The sequence below is a fragment of the Anianabacter salinae genome (assembly GCF_019061145.1).
In the GTDB taxonomy this organism is placed as follows: Bacteria; Pseudomonadota; Alphaproteobacteria; order Rhodobacterales; family Rhodobacteraceae; genus Anianibacter; species Anianibacter salinarum.
This window is the reverse complement of record NZ_JAHQZS010000004.1, coordinates 305619-322330: the sequence shown is the minus strand read 5'-3', so window position 1 is coordinate 322330 and position 16712 is coordinate 305619. Positions and strand designations below refer to the sequence as shown.

Here is a 16712-nt window from a genome sequence, read left to right as displayed (position 1 = left end):
GGCTGGGGGGACGCTGTCCCCCCAGACCCCCCTGGAGGTATTTGAAGACCAAAGATGGGAACGGGGCGCCTACATACGTTCGATGGCGATGGCGGTTCCCTCACCGCCGCCGATGCAGATGGCCGCAACCCCGCGCCTTAGGTTGCGGCGTTCCAGCGCGTTCAGCAGCGTGACGATGATCCGGGCGCCGCTGGCGCCGATGGGATGGCCGAGCGCGCAGGCGCCGCCGTTGACGTTCACGATGTCCCGGCCAAGCCCCATCTCGCGCATGAAGGCCATCGGCACCACGGCGAAGGCCTCGTTCACTTCCCAAAGATCGACGTCGGCGGTGGTCCAACCGATCCGGTCCAGCAGCCTTTGTGCGGCGGGAACCGGGGCGGTGGTGAACAGGCCCGGCGCCTGGGCATGGGTGGCATGGCCGAGGATGCGGGCGCGGACGGTCAGGCCATGCGCCTCGGCGGCTTCGGGAGAGGCCAGCACCAGCGCCGCCGCGCCGTCCGAGATCGACGATGAATTGGCGGGCGTCACCGTGCCGTCCTTGCGGAAGGCGGGTTTGAGGTGCGGGATCTTGTCGGGGCGCGCTTGCCCGGGCTGTTCGTCTTCCGAGACGGTCGTGTCGCCTTTGCGGGTGCGGACCGTCACCGGCGTGATCTCGTCGGCAAATGCGCCGGAGGCTTGCGCGTCGAGTGCGTTCTGCAGCGAGCGCAGCGCATAGCCGTCCTGTGCCTCGCGGGTGAACTGGAACGCCTCGGCGCAATCCTCGGCGAAGGTGCCCATCAGACGGCCCTTGTCATAGGCGTCTTCCAGCCCGTCGAGGAACATGTGGTCCACCACCGCGCCGTGGCCGAGCCGCGCGCCGCCGCGCATCTTGGGCAGGAGATACGGCGCGTTGGTCATCGATTCCATGCCGCCCGCGACAAGGATGGCATTGCGCCCCAGCGCGATCTGGTCGGCGGCGATCATCGTCGTCTTCATCCCCGAGCCGCACATCTTGTTGAGCGTCGTCGCAGGGATCGCGTCGGACAGGCCTGCGGCGAACCCGGCTTGCCGCGCGGGCGCCTGGCCCTGGCCCGCGCCCAGCACGTTGCCCATCAGGACCTCTTCGATATGCGCGCCGTCCACACCGGCGCCGTCCAGCGCGGCGCGGATCGCGGCGCCGCCAAGCTCGGCTGCGGTGGCGCCGGACAGCGCGCCCTGAAAGCCGCCCATCGCCGTGCGGGCCGCGCCTGCGATCAATACCTCGGTCATCGTCTTCTCCCTCACTGGCTGGACCATGCTTACCGAATGCTAACGATTGGGGTCCAGACTGTGTTCGAGGTTTCTGTGCGAGGCGCCCGAAGATGCTTGAGACGAAGATGCTTGAGACGGTGGATCATGATGGACTGCGGGTTGTCGCGGTCACGGGCGCGCGGGTGGATGCCGCGATCTGTGCAGAGTTCAAGGATGCGCTGCTGCGGGCGACGCAGGAGGCGCCGGGGCGCGTGGTGCTCGACCTGTCTGCGGTGCGGTTTCTGGATTCGAGCGGGCTTGGTGCGGTGATCGCGGTGATGAAGGCGCTGGCCCCGGCGCGGCGGCTGGAACTGACAGGGGTCTCGGGCGCGGTGGAAAAGGTGTTCCTGCTGACCCGGATGGACCGCGTCTTTGTCATCCATCCCGACCTTGGGGAGGTTGTCGATGGGCTTCGCCGCGCCTCCTGACGCCATGCTGCGTGCGCCGCGCAGGGTGGACCGGCGCTGCGTCTTTCCGGCGACCGCCCTGTCGGTGCGCCGGGTGCTTGAGAACCTGATGCGCGACATGCGGCTGGCCGGGTTCGGCGCGGATACCTGCGCTGAGCTTGAACTGCTGCTGGCCGAGTTGATGAACAACGTCGTCGAACATGGCAGGCCGAGGGCGGCGCCGGGCATCCTTGACGTCAAGCTGACCGCCTCGCGCCGAGGTGTCGCGGTCGAGGTGCGCGACGACGGACGGCCGCTTCCTCCGCATCTTCTGTGCGCGCCCGTCCTGCCCGCGGGCGATGCTGCCGGGGCGGCGGAAGGCGGCTATGGCTGGCCGCTGATCCACATGCTGGGCGAGGGGCTGCGCCATGACCGGCAGGCTGGGTGGAACGTCACCGCCCTGCGGCTGCGCAGCGGTGTCGGTGCAGCCGTGTAGAGGACCTCGTGGCCACCGGGACGGCGCAGGTCCGCAAAGCGCCGCCGTCACTCTGGCGGCGCGAAACCACCCCGCCTTTGCCATGCCCCTGCCCGAATCGCCGGGCAATTAGATCCTGTAGCTGCAAAAGCTTCCCTCGGCGCCGCGCCTTCATTGCCCCCACCCATGGCACGGCGCCGAGGACATCTCTTCCCTTCCCGCCCATCGCCGCCTAACGTCCGCCCGATACGAGGGAGGACAGACACGATGCGCGATTTCCAACAGCCGGGCCGATCCGAGGTCTTTGCCGCGAACGGCATGTGCGCCACGTCGCACCCGCTGGCGGCCAAGACGGCGATCCAGATCCTCGAAGCTGGCGGAAACGCGGTCGACGCGGCCATCGCGGGGGCGGTCCTTCTGGGGATCGCCGAACCGCAGATGACCGGCATTGGCGGCGACTGGTTCGTGCTGTTCACACCGCCGGGCGACGACAGGATCCATGCGCTGAACGGGTCGGGCCGGGCACCTGCCGGGCTGACCGCCGCCGCCATGCGCGGCGCCGGGCACACAATCGTGCCCGACATGGGCGCCGAGGCTGTGACCGTTCCGGGCGCCGTGGACGCGTTCTGCCGCCTGTCCGCGGATTGGGGCAAGGCCGGGCTGGCCATGTCGCTGGCGCCCGCGATCCATTACGCCGAGGCGGGCATCCCCGTCGCGCCGCGCGTGGCCTTCGACTGGCAGACCGCCGAATCGCGTCTTCAGGGGGCGGCGCGCGGGTTCTACCTGAACGGCGGCAAGGTGCCGCACGTGGGCCAGATGTTCCGCCACACCCAGCAGGCCGAGGTGCTGCGCCGCATCGCACTGGAAGGGCGCGCCGGGTTCTACGAGGGCGAGGTGGCCGAGGATATGGTCGCGTCGCTGACCGCGCTGGGCGGCACCCATACGCTAGACGATTTCGCCGCGACCGCCTGCGACTACGTCGATCCGATCTCGGGCGATTACAAGGGCACCGAACTGGTCGAGCATCCGCCGAACGGGCATGGCGCGACCGCGATCCTGATGGCGAACATCCTGGCGGAGTTCGATCTGCCGTCGATGGACCCGCTGGGCGCGCAGCGCATCCACATCGAGGCCGAGGCGGCCAAGCTGGCCTATGACACGCGCAACCGCTTTCTGTCGGACCCTGCGACGATGACCCGGCTGGATCATATGCTGTCACAGGATACCGCCCGCGCGCTGGCCGCGCTGATCGACCCCGCGCGCGCGATGGCGAACCCGGCGGCGATCTCGGAATCGGTGCACAAGGAAACCATCTACATCACCGTCGTCGATGCTGACCGGATGTGCGTGTCGCTGATCTATTCGATCTTCCACAACTTCGGCTCGGGCCTTGCCAGCGACCGCTTCGGCATCCTGTTCCAGAACCGTGGCGCCGGGTTCACCCTGACCGAAGGCCATCCGAACGAGGCTGCGGGCGGGAAGCGGCCGATGCACACGATCATTCCGGGGATGCTGCGGCAGGACGGCAAGGTGGTGATGCCGTTCGGCGTGATGGGCGGCGCGTATCAGCCGAACGGGCATGCCCGGTTCCTGACGAACGTGGTGGACTACGGCATGTCGCCACAACAGGCGATCGACGCGCCGCGCAGCTTTTTCGACCAGGGCGTTCTGAACGTCGAGCGGGGCTATCCCGACGCCGTGCGGCAGGCCCTGACCGACATGGGCCACAAGGTCGAGGTTCCGCACACCGCCATCGGCGGCGCGCAGGCGATCCGGCTCGACCACGCGAATGGCGTGCTGGTCGGCGCGTCCGATCCGCGCAAGGATGGCTGCGCGCTGGGCTATTGAGAAGGAGACCGCGAGATGCCGATCACACCCGTGAGCGACCTTGTGGCGGCGGCCAAGGCCGAGATCACCACGCTGTCGATGGACGCGGCGCAGGCGCAGGTGGACGCGGGCGAGGCGGTGTTCGTCGACATCCGCGACGTGCGCGAATTGCAGCGCGAAGGCAAAGTGCCCGGCGCGGTCCATGCCCCGCGCGGAATGCTGGAATTCTGGATCGACCCGGCCAGCCCCTATCACCGCGCCGAACTGGCGACGGACAAGACGCTGATCCTCTATTGTGGCGGTGCGTGGCGGTCCGCGCTGGCCGCCAAGGCTCTGCAGGACATGGGCGTGGAGAATGTCGCCGAGATGGACGGCGGGTTCGCCGCCTGGAAGGCCGAAGAGCGCCCGATCGAAACGAAGGGCTAAGCGATCAGTTCAGCTGGAAGTGCAGCGGATAGTGACCGTCCTCGAAATCGCCGAACAGATCGGCGAGGTCGGGGTGGTCCACAGGCTCGCCCGAATAGTCCGGGACGAGGTTCTGTTCGGAAACATAAGCGACGTAGTAGCTGTGATCGTTCTCGGCCAGGAGATGATAGAACGGCTGTTCCTTCGAGGGGCGGCTTTCCTCGGGGATCGATTCGTACCATTCCTGAGTGTTCGAAAACATCGCATCGACGTCAAAAATCACGCCACGAAAGGGATGCTTCCGGTGCCGGACGACCTGGCCGAGATGATATTTCGCACGCGTCTTGAACATGGCCCGGACCCCTACATCACCTTGGCTATCGTTTAAAAGCCCGTTCTGTCCATCACGCGAGGGCCGGATCAGCGGAAACACTCTGTGCAGCCCCGTCCGACAGTTTGCCGCCCATCACGCCTGCGCGAGGGATCAAAGATTTCCACAGGGCCGGTTATCGGCTATGGTGCCACTCAACGAAGAACATACTTCGAGCGAGAGGCAGATGCAGAGAATTATCCGAGCCGTGCTCCTGTTGGTGCTGGTGTCCGGGTGTGGCAGCGCGAATTACTCGCAGCCGCGCAACCTGGAAAACGCCTGCGCCATCGTGGATGAGCGCCCCCAATACTTCCGCGCCATGCGGGCCACCGAACGCAAATGGGGCGTTCCCGTGCCCGTTCAGATGGCGACAATCTACCAGGAATCGAAATTCGTCGGCAACGCGCGCACCCCGCTGCGGTTCACGCTTGGCGTGATCCCGATGGGTCGGCAATCGTCCGCCTATGGCTATAGCCAGGCTCTCGATGGCACCTGGGACGAGTACAAGGCCTCGACCCGCAACTTTTCGGCCAAGCGTGACGACATCGACGACGCCACCGATTTCATGGGGTGGTACATGGTCGCCAGCCGCGATTCGCTTAACATCCCGCTGCATGACGCGCGCAACCAGTACCTTGCCTATCACGAGGGCCGGGGCGGCTATGCGCGCGCCAGCTACAACGCCAAGCCATGGCTTCTGCGGGTGTCGTCAGAGGTTGCGGCGCGGGCGCAGAAATACCAGTTGCAACTGGCCTCCTGCGGACGTGCCTGACCGAATGTGCTGACGCGGCCTTACTGGCCGCGCTGCGCCATTTCCTGCGGAATGCTGAAGAGGATCGCCGGGATATTGTCGCGCGGCACCAGCCGGTCGAGCACGACCGTCGTCTCGGTGCCATCGCCGTTGGTGATGACCCACTGGCGCAGTTCCACCGGCGGCCCGGTAAAGCGCAGCGCGATGGTGCCGTATTCGGGATGCGCCGGATCCTGTGCGACAACGGTTGTCGCGGTGCCGTCGAAGTCATGTCCGACAACCATGTTGGCCCGGTCCAGATCCACGTTGCGGTCCAGGATCAGGTTAAGCGGCGTGCGGCTGAGAGGGTATTGCTCGGGCGCGGAGTTCGACCTGTCGTCGAAGATCGCCACCTGCTGACCGCCCGCCATCACCAGAGCCTCGTTCGGCGGCTCGTATTCGAACCGCGCGCGGCCGGGGCGCTGGATATACAGCGTGCCGGTCGAGATCGTGCCGTCCGCGTTCACCTGCGTGAACGCCGTCGAAACGGTCTGCAATCCGTTCAGATAGCTCGAGATGTCTGCCAAGGGCAGCTTCTGCTGGTCCTGCGCAAAGACGGCAGGGGCCAGCGCGGCGGCGGGCAGGGCGGCAAGAAGGGCACGGCGGGTCAATCTGGTCATGCGGATCACCTAGGAACGGGGCGGGGCCTTGTCACCCCGCAGTCAGTCTCGACCCTGCACGATCGCGTGCGGATAGGCGATATCCTGCCGTCGTTATCCGATAGCAAAAGGCCCAGGCAGGTGTGCCCGGGCCTAGCAACACGGCTGCCTGGAAGCCCCTTCAGATCCGCAGGAACGGCTGCGCAAGGCGCGGCAGGAACGAGCTGAAGCGCAATGGCGCATCGGTCGCGGCAAGGCAGATGCAGGTCTCGCCCGCCTCGGCCACCGGCGAGTGTTCAAGGTCTTCATCCGCGATTTCCACATCGCCGGGTCCGAAGCGGTCGGTCTCGTCGGCGAATGCGCCCTGCAGCACCAGCGTCAACTCTGTGCCGCGGTGGCCGTGGTCGGGCACTGCTGCACCGGCCGGAATCGACAACAACCGCGCCGTCGCGCCCTTGGCCGTGGGCAGGATCGCCTGCCGCACACCGCCGCCCACCGGACGCCATGCCACCTGCGCCAAATCGCCGCCGACATAGTCGCGCAAGGGCTGCGGCAAGACCGGCGTTCCCGGCAGATCGGCGCGTATGGCATCCTTTCCGCGACCACGGATATCGCCGACGCCTTGCGTGCGAGCAAGTGTGCGGTGCAGCGCGTCCTCGTCCATGTCGGCAAGCTCGACATGCTCCAGAACCGCGCCGCCCAGGGCGTTCAGGCTTTCCAGCCGTGCGCGGCATTCGTCACACATCGACACATGCGTCGCGATGACAAGATCGAACGCCTCGGGAAGCTCTCCGACCGAGTAGGCCCAGATCAATTCGTTGCTCAGATGGTGTCTGATCGTCATGTCTTCCTCATCCCATCGCGTGCCGCAGACGATCCAGCGCCAACCGGATTCTCGACTTGATGGTTCCTAGCGGCAGTCCCGTTTCAGCCGCGATCTCGCTATGGCTCAGGTCGCCGAAATACGCCCGTTCGATCAACTCGCGCTGCTTGGCGGGCAAGTCGGCGATCGCCTTGTTCAATTTCTCGCTCTCCTGCTGAAGAGCCATCACGTCGGCCTGGTCCGGTTCTGCCTCTGGTCCCCAGGTCAGATCCTCGGGTTCGGGCCGACGCTGCTTTCGGATCGCATCGATCCTGCGGTTGCGGGCGATGGTGAAGATCCACGTCGCCACGCTGGCCCGAGAGGGGTCGAAACGGTCCGCCTTGTTCCAGACGGTCGCCATGACCTCCTGGGCACATTCCTCGGCCAGCGAATCGCTTGATCCGCTTTTCATCAGGAAAGACTTCACCCGGGGGGCAAAGTGCCGAAACAGGGCGACGAAGGCGTCCTGATCCTGATGCAACGTGATCGCCTGCATGCAGGCGACCCAGTCGGCCTCTTGCTTGCTCATCCGGCGCTCTCGACCCTTGTTATTGCCTGTCCAAGCCAGCCGTGCAGCCCCGGTGGCGGGCAGATACGACGTCGCATCGGCGTGTGCAGGCTGGTTCAGCGCGTTGAACATGCCTATCTTACGGCGGCAGGGTCAAACCGGATCAGTCAGAATCTTTACGATTTCAAATCTGTCCCAGCCGTCTCGGCGTATAGACCAAGACGGAAACCGGGAGCTTTCATGCCTTTTGAACTGGGACAGCCGCCGCGCAAGCGGATTGCGGTGGTGGGTGGTGGAATATCTGGCCTTGGGGCCGCGTATTTCTTAAGTGGTGATTACGATGTGGTCCTGTTCGAGGCAGAACCTCGCCTTGGCGGTCATGCGCGCACGGTGCTGGCGGGGCGCAATGGCCACCAGCCGGTCGATACCGGCTTTATCGTGTTCAACTATGCCAACTACCCGCACCTGACGCGCCTGTTCGAGGAACTGGACGTGCCGGTTGCGAAAAGCGACATGAGTTTCGGCGCGTCGATCCGGGGCGGCTGGCTCGAGTTCGGGCTGAAGGATTTCGGCTCGGTCTTTGCCCAGCGGCGCAACATCGTGCGCCCGCAGTATTACGGCATGATCCGCGACATCCTGCGCTTCAACGCGCGGGCGCTGGACGTGGCGCGCGATCCCGGCATGACGATCCGCGATTTCCTTGCCGTGCTCGGCACCGGCGACTGGTTCCGCGACTACTACCTGACGCCTCTGTCGGGCGCGATCTGGTCGACGCCGACCCAAGGCATCCTCGACTTCCCCGCCAAGGCGATGGTGGAGTTCTTCCGCAATCACGCGCTTCTGGACACCTCCGGGCAGCACCAGTGGTATACCGTGCAAGGCGGTTCGCGCGAGTATGTCGACCGGCTGGGCCATCGCCTCTATGCGCGGGGCGTCGACGTGCGGCTGTCCGCGCCTGTCGCCGGGGTGCGCAGGCAGGCCGGGTCGGCCGAGGTGCGGGCGACGGGGGGCGACTGGGAAGGCTTTGACGACGTGGTCTTTGCCACTCACGCCGACGACACGCTGCGCCTGATCTCTGACCCGTCACCGGACGAGGCAACGGCGCTGGGACTCGTCTCCTACCAGCCCAACGACATGGTCCTGCACGCGGACGAGCGGATGATGCCCCGGCGGCGCAAAGCCTGGGCCTCCTGGGTCTATACCGAGGATGCGGACAAGCGGTCCGACCGCATCGATCTGACCTACTGGATGAACTCGCTGCAGCCGATCCCGCACAGCGATCCGATGTTCGTCACGCTGAACAGCACCCGCACCATCCGCGAGGACCTGATCTACGATCAGGCGACGTTCCGGCATCCGGTCTACACACTGGATACGCTTGCCGGGCAGGACCTGGTGAGAACGATGAATGGCACCAACCGGACGTGGTTCTGCGGCGCCTGGATGCGCAACGGGTTTCACGAGGACGGGCTGTCCAGCGCGGTCGATGTGGTCGAGGCGATGCGCCGGTCCGGTGCGACGACGATGGCGGCCGAGTGACGCCGCGCGTCGATCATATCGCGGGCGAGACGTTTCACGGGCGCCAGGGCGGGGTGGACAACGCATTCCGCTATTCCATCGACTACGTCTGCCTCGACGCCGAAGCGCAGGCGCTGCAGGCGCCGCACCTGTTCTCGCGCAACCGCTGGAACCTGTTCTCGCTTAGCGACGCCGACCACGGCGGCGCACCGAAGTCAGGGAGCGGCGCCGCCTGGGTGCGCGAGGTGCTGGGGGCCCACGGGATCGGCCTTGATCCCGCGCGGATCGAGCTTCTGGCCCAGCCGCGCGTTCTGGGGCATGTGTTCAACCCCGTCAGCTTTTGGCTTTGCCACGACGCGGCTGGCGCGCTGCGCGTCGTCGTCGCCGAGGTGTCCAACACCTTCGGCGACCGGCATTCCTATCTCTGCCACCACGACGATCTGTCGCCGATCACGTCCCGCGACACGCTGGAGGCGCGCAAGGTGTTCCACGTCTCGCCGTTCCAGGACATCGCGGGCGGCTACCGTTTTCGCTTTGACCTTCGCGCCGACAGGGTCGGTGTCTGGATCGACTTTCGGGCCGGTGAGGAACGCCTCTACGCGACCCTGACGGGCCGCCGCCGCCCGCTGACCAATCGCGCGATCCTGCGGGCGTGCCTGCGCCGCCCCTTCGGCTCGCGCCGGGTGCTGGTGCTGATCTTCTGGCAGGCGCTCAAGCTGCGGCTCAAGGGCGCGCGCTATCGCAACCGGCCGCTGCCGCCGCCCGACGAGGTGTCGCGATGACGGCGGCAGTCCCCGCGCGCCTTCCGGCCTACTCTGCCTTTGCCGCGATGCTCGCCATGGCGGGGCTGCCGATCTACATCCATGCGCCCAAGTTCTACGTCGACGAGTTCGGCGTCAGCCTTGCCGCGCTGGGGCTGGTGCTGGGCCTGATGCGGCTGGTCGACGTGGTGCAGGACCCCGTGCTCGGCTGGATGGCAGAGCGGTTGCGGCAGCGCCGCGCGGCATCCGTGACGATCACCGCCGCCGCGATGGGCGCCGCGATGATCGGGTTGTTCGCCGCCGCGCCTCCCGTGGCGCCGGTGCTGTGGTTCGCGCTGACGCTGACGGTGCTGTTCTCGGGGTTCAGCTTTCTGACGATCACCTTCTACGCGCAAGGCGTCGCCAAGGCGGAAGGGCTGGGCGGCAACGGCCATGTCCGGCTTGCCGCCTGGCGCGAGACCGGCGCGCTGATCGGCGTCTGCCTTGCCGCCGTTGCGCCGACCGTCCTTCTGCCGACGGGCGCGCCTTTCGCCGTGTTCGCCGTCGTCTTTGCCGTGCTGGCGCTGGTCGCCGCCGCGCTGATGCGACCCGAATGGCGGGCAGTCGCCACCGGCGCGCCGCCGCGCATCGCCGAGGTGCTGGGCGACCGGCTGGCGCGGCGGCTTCTGCTGGTCGCGCTGGTGAACGCCACGCCGCTGGCCATCACCTCGACCCTGTTCCTGTTCTTCGTGGAAAGCCGTCTGGATGCGCCGGGCTTCGAGGGGCCGCTTCTGCTGCTGTTTTTCCTGTCCGCCGCGGTTTCCGCGCCGCTGTGGTCGCGGCTTGCGGCCCAGCACGGTGCCAAGCCGGTGCTTCTGTCCGCCATGGCGCTGGCCATCGCCAGCTTCGCCGTCGCGGCATTTCTGGGCAGCGGCGACACCGCCATATTCGCCGCCGTCTGCATCGTGTCGGGCGCGGCGGTCGGCGCCGACCTGACGCTTCTGCCCGCGCTCTTTGCCCGCCGTATGGCGCAGGTGTCGCCCAGCGGCGCGCAGGGGTTCGGCCTGTGGTCCTTCGCGTCCAAGGCGACGCTGGCGATTGCGGCGGTGTCGCTCTTGCCGATCCTTCAGGCGGCGGGGTTCCGGTCGGGTGGCCAGAACGATGCCGAGGCGCTGGCGACCCTGACGATCCTTTACGCGGTTGTGCCCTGCGCGCTGAAACTCGCCGCGATCTGGCTTCTGTATGCAACCGATGTGGAGGAAGGCTGAACCATGGAAGGCCTGATCTACCTGCTGACCGGCGTGGCCCTGACCCTTCTCGCGGTCTGGCTGCGATCGCGTTTCCTGACCTTCCGCGCGCAGCGCCCCGAAGAGATGCGCAACCTCGCGCCCGGCTTCGATCTGCGCAAACACCTGAACGGCGCCTTCCTTTGCGAGGGCGTGATCTTTGGCCCGACCGGCCGTGTCGCCTCGCGCTTTGTCGCCGACATGGACGTGACCTGGGACGGCAACGTCGGCACCATGGTCGAGGAGTTCCGCTATGACAGCGGCGCGACCCAGCACCGCAACTGGACCATAGAGGTCGCCGAGGACGGATCGCTCAAGGCCACGGCCCCCGATGTAGTCGGCACCGGCACGGGGCAGCAGATGGGGCCGGGCGTGCGCCTGAAATACCGTCTCAAGCTGCCGAAGGATGCGGGCGGGCACGAACTGGACGCCGTCGACTGGATGTATCTGGTCGAAGGCGGAACGATCGTGAACCGAAGCCAGTTTCGCAAGTATGGCATCACCGTCGTTGAACTGGTCGCCACGATGCGGCCGAAGGAGGTATCGTGATCGACTGGAGCACACAGCGTTACTGGCTGATCGGCGCATCCGCCGGTCTGGGCCGGGCCCTCGCCCACCAGATGAGCCGGGCCGGGTGCGAATTGATCGTCAGCGCCCGCAGCGAGGATGATCTCAAGGCACTGGTGGATGAATTGCCGGGCCGCGCCAGTTATGTGACCGTCGATGCCGCCGACCAGGAGGCGGTCGAGGCCGCGGCGCGTGACATCGGCGAGATCGACGGCATGGTCCTGATGGCGGGCGTCTACTGGCCGCTCGGTGCGTCCGACTGGGACACCGGCAAGAACCTCACGATGCTGGACGTCAACGCTGGCGGCGCGATCCGCGCAGTCGGTGCCGTGCTGCCGGACATGCTCAAGCGCGGGCGTGGGCATATCGTCCTGCCGGGGTCGCTGTCGGGCTTTCGCGGGCTGCCGGGCGCGACGGCCTACGGGATGTCCAAGGCTGCGGTGATGTACATGGCGGAATCGCTCCATGCCGACCTCAAGGGCACCGGCGTGCGCGTGCAGGTCGTGAACCCGGGCTTCATCAAGACGCGGCTGACCGAGAAGAACGATTTCAAGATGCCGATGATAATGGAGCCCGAGGACGGCGCCCGCGAGATTTTCGAGCACATGGGCACCGACCGCTTCAAGAAGGGCTTTCCCTGGGCGATGTCCACGATGTTCCGCGCCAGCCAGTTCCTGCCCGACTGGGCGTATTACCGGCTGTTCTCTTCCAAGGGCTGACCGCCCGCGATCATGGCGCGGCCTTCGGGCGTCAGGCCCCAGACCGGGCCCTTGGACCCATGCAGCCGGATCGCCAGCCCCTGCGTCGTCAGCCGCGAAAGGCGCGCGGTCGCCTCGCGCTCGTCCATCTGGTGGGTGCCGGACACATCGCCAGCCGCCGCGTGCGCAGGACGCAAGGGAGCGCCGGGATTTCCGAGCGCCCGCAACAGCGCCACGTCCCGCGTTTCGGTGTCTGTGGCGTTTCTGGCGAAGCCCCTGACGACAAACCCCGCCTCGCGCGGATCTGACAGGGCATCGACAACCTTCTTCTGGTCGTCCTCGATCTTCTCCAGCCGGTCCCACAACTCGATCTCGGTGTCGCCCAGCTTGAACTTCTTGATGATCGGCAGGAACCAGATGCCGATGGCAAAGCCGAACAGGCCCAGCGCGGGGCCGTCCACCTTGATCGTGTCCGATCCAAGGTGCAGCACCAGAAGGATCACCGCGCCAAGGCAGGCGATGGCGGGCAGGTCGCGGGTATAGAACCCGTTGCTCTTGTCCTGTGCGTTCCGGTCCTTCATGTCTTCCCCCGGGCAGACGTCGCGGCTGCCGCGAACGATACCAGACCCCGGGCCAAAGGAATACAACCATGACGATCAACGCCGTCGTCTTCGATATCGGCAACGTGCTGATCGGATGGGACCCCGAGCCGGTCTACGACCGCCTGATCGGGCCGGATCGCCGCGCCGGGCTGTTCGCCGGGACGGACGTGCGCGAGATGAACCTCGACATCGACCGGGGCCACGATTTCTCGACCCGCATCCGGCAAAGCGCCGCCGCGCACCCGAACTGGCACGACGAGATCATGTTGTGGGAAGCGCACTGGATCGAGATGCTGGGGCCGGTCATTCCGCATTCCGTGGCGCTGCTGCGGGCGTTGCGCTCCAAAGGCGTGCCGGTCTTTGCGCTGTCGAACTTCGGCGTTGCGACGCTGAAGATGGCGGATGCCGAATACCCGTTCCTGACCGAGTTCGACCGCCGCTTCATCTCGGGCGATCTGCGGCTTATCAAGCCCGATCCCGCCATCTACCGCGCCGTCGAGGATGCAACCGGCCTTGCCCCCGAGACGCTGCTCTTCGCCGATGACCGCCCCGAGAACATCGTCGCCGCCGAGGCGCGCGGCTGGAACGGGCACCTGTTTGAGGCGCCCGAAGGATGGGCCGCGCGTCTGGTGTCCGAAGGACTGCTGACGGACTCGGAGGCCGCGCCATGACCGCCCGCATCATCCCCTTCGACGAGGCCGAGCCGCTGCTGGACTGGCTGGCGCTGACCGACGCGCTGGCCGAAGACCACGGCAAGCCCAAGGCCGAGATCACCGACGGCTTTCTCTACCGGGGCGAGGATACGCTGCTCAACCGCGCCGCCTGGATCGACGGGCTGGGTCTTCTGGTGAAATCGGCGACGATCTTTCCGGGCAACCCCGGTCATGGGCAGCCCTCGGTCAACGGCGGTGCGTGTCTCTATTCCGACACGGACGGCACCCTGCAGGCGGTCGTCGATTTCCACCTGCTGACCAAATGGAAGACGGCGGGCGACAGTCTTCTGGCGGCGCGCAGGCTGGCACGCCCCGGCAGCCGCAAGATCCTGATCGTCGGCGCGGGCACTGTCGCGGCATCCTTGCGCGAGGCCTATGGCGCGGCCTTCCCGGACGCGACCTTCACGATCTGGAACCGCACCACGTCCAAGGCGGAAAGCATCGCCGCCGCCTATCCCGGCACTACGGTCGCCGCCGACCTGGCGGCAGCCGTGCCCGAGGCTGACATCATCACCTGCGCCACGATGTCTCGCGGTCCGGTGATCCGGGGGGCGTGGCTGCGGCCCGGCCAGCACCTTGACCTGATCGGCGCCTTTCGCCCCGACATGCGCGAGGCCGACGATGCCGCGATCACGGCGGGCCGCCTGTTCGTTGACAGCCGCGATAGCACGATCAGCCATATCGGCGAGCTGAAAGATCCCATCGCGCGCGGCGTGCTGTCGCCGGGCGACGTGGTGGCGGATTACTATGATCTTGCGAGCGGAAGGTTCGCCCGCGCCTCGGACGACGAGATCACGGTGTTCAAGAACGGCGGCGGCGCGCATCTTGACCTGATGACGGCGCGCTACATCCTGGCCGCGTGGGACGCGCGATGATCTGGACGCTTGCCGCATTCCTCGCCACGATCGCTGTCTGGCCCGTCGTGATGGAGTGGCAGCGCGTCCCCGTCGCCAAGCGCCGCACCGGCGCGGACGCCAGCCTTGCGCCGCTGTCAGAGGGCGTGACGCACTACCGCTGGCGCGGCCCCGAGGACGGCAACGTGGTGGTCTGCATCCATGGCCTGACCACGCCGATGATCGCCTTGGGCGCCATCGCGGACGGGCTGGCCGCTGATGGCCACCGGGTGCTGACCTATGATTTGTTCGGGCGCGGGCTGTCCGACCGGCCCGACGCGCACCATTCGCGCGGCTTCTTCCTGACGCAGCTGTCTCAGCTTTTGCGGGATCAGGGCGTGGATGGGCCGGTGACGCTGATCGGCTATTCGATGGGCGGCAGCATCGCCGCCGCCTACACCGCCGCCAACCCCGAACAGGTCAGCCGCCTTGTCCTTCTGGCGCCTGCGGGTATCCGTCACCAGCCGGGGCTGATGGCGCGGATCGCCGCCGGGGTTCCGGGGCTTGGTGACTGGTTGATGCTGGCCTTCGGGGCGCGCACGCTGCGCCGTTCTGCCCGCGCCTCGCGCCCCGCCGTCCTTGCCGTGACCGAGGCGCTGGAGCGAGAGTTGAAGACGCGCGGCTATCTGCAAGCCGTCCTGTCCAGCCAGCGCGGGATGCTGGCCGAGACGCTGGAAGACGAACACCGCAAGATCGCCTCAAGCACGGTCGCAGTCACCGCGATCTGGGGCCAGGCCGACACCGTCATTCCGCTGGCCGCGCGCGACCGCTTCATCGCGCTGAACCCCGGCGCCCGCAACACGGTGGTGCACGGCGCAGCACACGGCTTGCCGTTCACGCATCCGGGTGCGGTGCTGGATGCGCTACGCGGCGACGACGGGGCGGGCGGCTAGCGGCTGCTCTTTCACCGGCAGGTGCACGATGGCGCTGAACGCGCCGATGGCGACGCCGACCCACCAGACGGCGGTGTAGGTGCCGTAGGCGTCATAAAGCCGCCCGCCCAGCCACACGCCCAGGAACGACCCAAGCTGGTGGCTGAAGAACACGATGCCATAGAGCGTCCCCATGTAGCGCAGTCCGTAGATCTGCGCGACCAGCCCCGAGGTCAGCGGCACCGTCGCCAGCCACAGTGACCCCATGACGACCGAGAAGACCAGCACCGACACCGGCGTGATCGGCATCACGATGAAGGCCGCCGCCGCGATCGTGCGCCCGACATAGATGCCTGCCAGCAGGTATTTCTTGGAATACCGCTTGCCCAGCCAGCCCGCATAGATCGTCCCCGCGATATTGGCGAGGCCGATCAGCGAGATCGCCACCGCCCCCAGCGCCGAGGTCGTGGTGATGCCGATGCTGTGCAGGATGCCGCCCGGCAGGATCGGCCCGCACATCTCGGTCACGAGGGCAGGGAAATGCGCGGTCATGAAGCCAAGCTGATAGCCGCAGGAAAAGAACCCCAGGAAGATCAGGCTGTAGGACGGATCGCGAAACGCGCGGGTCAGGTTCTGGCCCATCGTCTCGGTGATGCCCTGCCGCTCTGCGGTGACCGGCGCGCGCAGCATCGGCAGCGCCAGAAGCGCCAGAAGGATCATCGCCGCGAACACCAGGAACACGTTCTGCCAGGACATGAAGCCCAGCATCCATTCCGCCATCGGCGCGCCGAACACCTGCCCCGCCGATCCCGCCGCCGTGGCGATGCCAAGTGAGATTGACCGGTTTTCGTCCGACGCCGCACGCCCCACGACCGCTAGGATCACCCCGAACCCTGTGCCAGCGACACCGAACCCGACGAGGATCTCCAACAATTGGTGCTGTCCCGGCGTCACCGCGTAGGACGACAGCACCAGCCCCAGCGCATAGACCAGCGCCCCCAGAAAGATCGCCCGCCGGTCGCCAAAGCGTTCGGCAAAGGCCGCGAACATCGGCTGGCCGATGCCCCAGGCCAGGTTCTGGATCGCGATGGCCAGCGAGAATTCCGCGCGCGGCCAGTTGAATTCCTCGGCAATGGGGATCTGGAAGACGCCGAAACTGGCGCGGATGGCAAAGCCGATCATCACGATGATCGAGCCGCCGATCAGGACGGGGGTCAGTATCGGCGTCTTCGTGTCGGTCATGGGATCATCCGGCCTGCGTGCCGCGCGAGTGTCCCCAAATCGCTCGCCGCGTCAAATGCCGATCCGTGCACAGTCGCATCAGCTTTTCTT

20 protein-coding genes are annotated in these 16712 nt (G+C 66.8%); 13 read left to right on the top strand and 7 right to left on the bottom strand.

Translation table 11 applies throughout. The annotated features are described in order from the left end of the window. Positions 1-69: 69 nt before the first annotated feature. On the bottom strand, positions 70-1248 hold the full coding sequence (locus tag KTJ87_RS13205; protein WP_267139590.1) for a thiolase family protein: 1179 nt from the start codon (positions 1246-1248) through the stop codon (positions 70-72). A gap of 92 nt (positions 1249-1340) precedes the next feature. On the opposite strand from KTJ87_RS13205, the gene KTJ87_RS13200 reads away from it, so the two are divergent. From KTJ87_RS13200 to KTJ87_RS13185, 4 genes are all read left to right on the top strand, one after another. Further along, positions 1341-1697, top strand: coding sequence for an STAS domain-containing protein (locus KTJ87_RS13200; RefSeq protein ID WP_267139589.1), 357 nt, complete (start codon positions 1341-1343; stop codon positions 1695-1697). After that, entirely contained in the window at positions 1675-2151 is a 477-nt protein-coding gene (locus KTJ87_RS13195; RefSeq protein ID WP_267139588.1) for an ATP-binding protein, read from the top strand. Before KTJ87_RS13200 ends, KTJ87_RS13195 begins: the two co-directional genes overlap by 23 nt. A gap of 246 nt (positions 2152-2397) precedes the next feature. Continuing rightward, positions 2398-3978 (top strand): gamma-glutamyltransferase family protein, encoded by a 1581-nt coding sequence (locus KTJ87_RS13190; protein ID WP_267139587.1) that lies wholly within the window; start codon positions 2398-2400, stop codon positions 3976-3978. A 15-nt stretch (positions 3979-3993) separates the two neighbouring features. Next, the gene (locus KTJ87_RS13185; protein WP_267139586.1) at positions 3994-4383 is read left to right on the top strand and encodes a rhodanese-like domain-containing protein; all 390 of its coding nucleotides are present in this window, start codon (positions 3994-3996) and stop codon (positions 4381-4383) included. A 4-nt stretch (positions 4384-4387) separates the two neighbouring features. On the opposite strand, the gene hspQ is transcribed toward KTJ87_RS13185, so the two are convergent. Further along, a complete protein-coding gene (gene hspQ / locus KTJ87_RS13180) occupies positions 4388-4714 on the bottom strand; it encodes a heat shock protein HspQ (RefSeq protein WP_267139585.1) in 327 nt (108 codons plus the stop codon). A 205-nt stretch (positions 4715-4919) separates the two neighbouring features. Here hspQ and KTJ87_RS13175 point away from each other — a divergent pair, with 205 nt between their 5' ends. Next, on the top strand, positions 4920-5504 hold the full coding sequence (locus KTJ87_RS13175; RefSeq protein ID WP_267139584.1) for a transglycosylase SLT domain-containing protein: 585 nt from the start codon (positions 4920-4922) through the stop codon (positions 5502-5504). 20 nt (positions 5505-5524) lie between these two features. Here KTJ87_RS13175 and KTJ87_RS13170 read toward each other — a convergent pair whose 3' ends face one another. The 3 genes from KTJ87_RS13170 to KTJ87_RS13160 form a co-directional block, all read right to left on the bottom strand. Next, positions 5525-6142, bottom strand: a complete 618-nt coding sequence (locus KTJ87_RS13170; protein ID WP_267139583.1) for a LolA family protein — start codon at positions 6140-6142, stop codon at positions 5525-5527. A gap of 160 nt (positions 6143-6302) precedes the next feature. Further along, a complete protein-coding gene (locus KTJ87_RS13165) occupies positions 6303-6965 on the bottom strand; it encodes a ChrR family anti-sigma-E factor (protein ID WP_267139582.1) in 663 nt (220 codons plus the stop codon). Positions 6966-6972: 7 nt separating this feature from the next. Then, positions 6973-7512: a sigma-70 family RNA polymerase sigma factor gene (locus tag KTJ87_RS13160; RefSeq protein WP_267139662.1), complete on the bottom strand. Its 540-nt coding sequence runs from the start codon at positions 7510-7512 to the stop codon at positions 6973-6975. A gap of 219 nt (positions 7513-7731) precedes the next feature. On the opposite strand from KTJ87_RS13160, the gene KTJ87_RS13155 reads away from it, so the two are divergent. Genes KTJ87_RS13155 through KTJ87_RS13135 form a run of 5 tightly spaced genes read left to right on the top strand, consistent with a single transcriptional unit; the run spans position 7732 to position 12321 of the window. Continuing rightward, complete coding sequence (locus KTJ87_RS13155; protein WP_267139581.1) at positions 7732-9030, top strand: NAD(P)/FAD-dependent oxidoreductase; 1299 nt, start codon at positions 7732-7734, stop codon at positions 9028-9030. Next, on the top strand, positions 9027-9791 hold the full coding sequence (locus tag KTJ87_RS13150) for a DUF1365 domain-containing protein (RefSeq protein ID WP_267139580.1): 765 nt from the start codon (positions 9027-9029) through the stop codon (positions 9789-9791). Before KTJ87_RS13155 ends, KTJ87_RS13150 begins: the two co-directional genes overlap by 4 nt. Then, positions 9788-11017 carry an MFS transporter gene (locus KTJ87_RS13145; protein ID WP_267139579.1) on the top strand — a complete coding sequence of 410 codons (1230 nt, stop codon included), beginning with the start codon at positions 9788-9790 and terminating at the stop codon, positions 11015-11017. Before KTJ87_RS13150 ends, KTJ87_RS13145 begins: the two co-directional genes overlap by 4 nt. 3 nt (positions 11018-11020) lie before the next feature. Beyond that, positions 11021-11584, top strand: a complete 564-nt coding sequence (locus tag KTJ87_RS13140) for a DUF3833 family protein (protein WP_267139578.1) — start codon at positions 11021-11023, stop codon at positions 11582-11584. Beyond that, the gene (locus KTJ87_RS13135; protein WP_267139577.1) at positions 11581-12321 is read left to right on the top strand and encodes an SDR family NAD(P)-dependent oxidoreductase; all 741 of its coding nucleotides are present in this window, start codon (positions 11581-11583) and stop codon (positions 12319-12321) included. Before KTJ87_RS13140 ends, KTJ87_RS13135 begins: the two co-directional genes overlap by 4 nt. On the opposite strand, the gene KTJ87_RS13130 is transcribed toward KTJ87_RS13135, so the two are convergent. Further along, positions 12294-12881: a hypothetical protein gene (locus tag KTJ87_RS13130; protein ID WP_267139576.1), complete on the bottom strand. Its 588-nt coding sequence runs from the start codon at positions 12879-12881 to the stop codon at positions 12294-12296. The two genes, KTJ87_RS13135 and KTJ87_RS13130, sit on opposite strands and share 28 nt — an antisense overlap. A gap of 68 nt (positions 12882-12949) precedes the next feature. On the opposite strand from KTJ87_RS13130, the gene KTJ87_RS13125 reads away from it, so the two are divergent. The 3 genes from KTJ87_RS13125 to KTJ87_RS13115 are packed head-to-tail and all read left to right on the top strand — an operon-like array spanning position 12950 to position 15401. Further along, positions 12950-13573 carry an HAD family hydrolase gene (locus KTJ87_RS13125; protein ID WP_267139575.1) on the top strand — a complete coding sequence of 208 codons (624 nt, stop codon included), beginning with the start codon at positions 12950-12952 and terminating at the stop codon, positions 13571-13573. Then, entirely contained in the window at positions 13570-14490 is a 921-nt protein-coding gene (locus KTJ87_RS13120) for an ornithine cyclodeaminase family protein (protein ID WP_267139574.1), read from the top strand. The genes KTJ87_RS13125 and KTJ87_RS13120 overlap by 4 nt, the downstream gene beginning before the upstream one ends. Further along, positions 14487-15401, top strand: a complete 915-nt coding sequence (locus KTJ87_RS13115; protein ID WP_267139573.1) for an alpha/beta fold hydrolase — start codon at positions 14487-14489, stop codon at positions 15399-15401. The genes KTJ87_RS13120 and KTJ87_RS13115 overlap by 4 nt, the downstream gene beginning before the upstream one ends. Here KTJ87_RS13115 and KTJ87_RS13110 read toward each other — a convergent pair. Then, on the bottom strand, positions 15372-16622 hold the full coding sequence (locus tag KTJ87_RS13110; protein ID WP_267139572.1) for an MFS transporter: 1251 nt from the start codon (positions 16620-16622) through the stop codon (positions 15372-15374). The genes KTJ87_RS13115 and KTJ87_RS13110 overlap by 30 nt on opposite strands. Positions 16623-16712 lie beyond the last annotated feature (90 nt).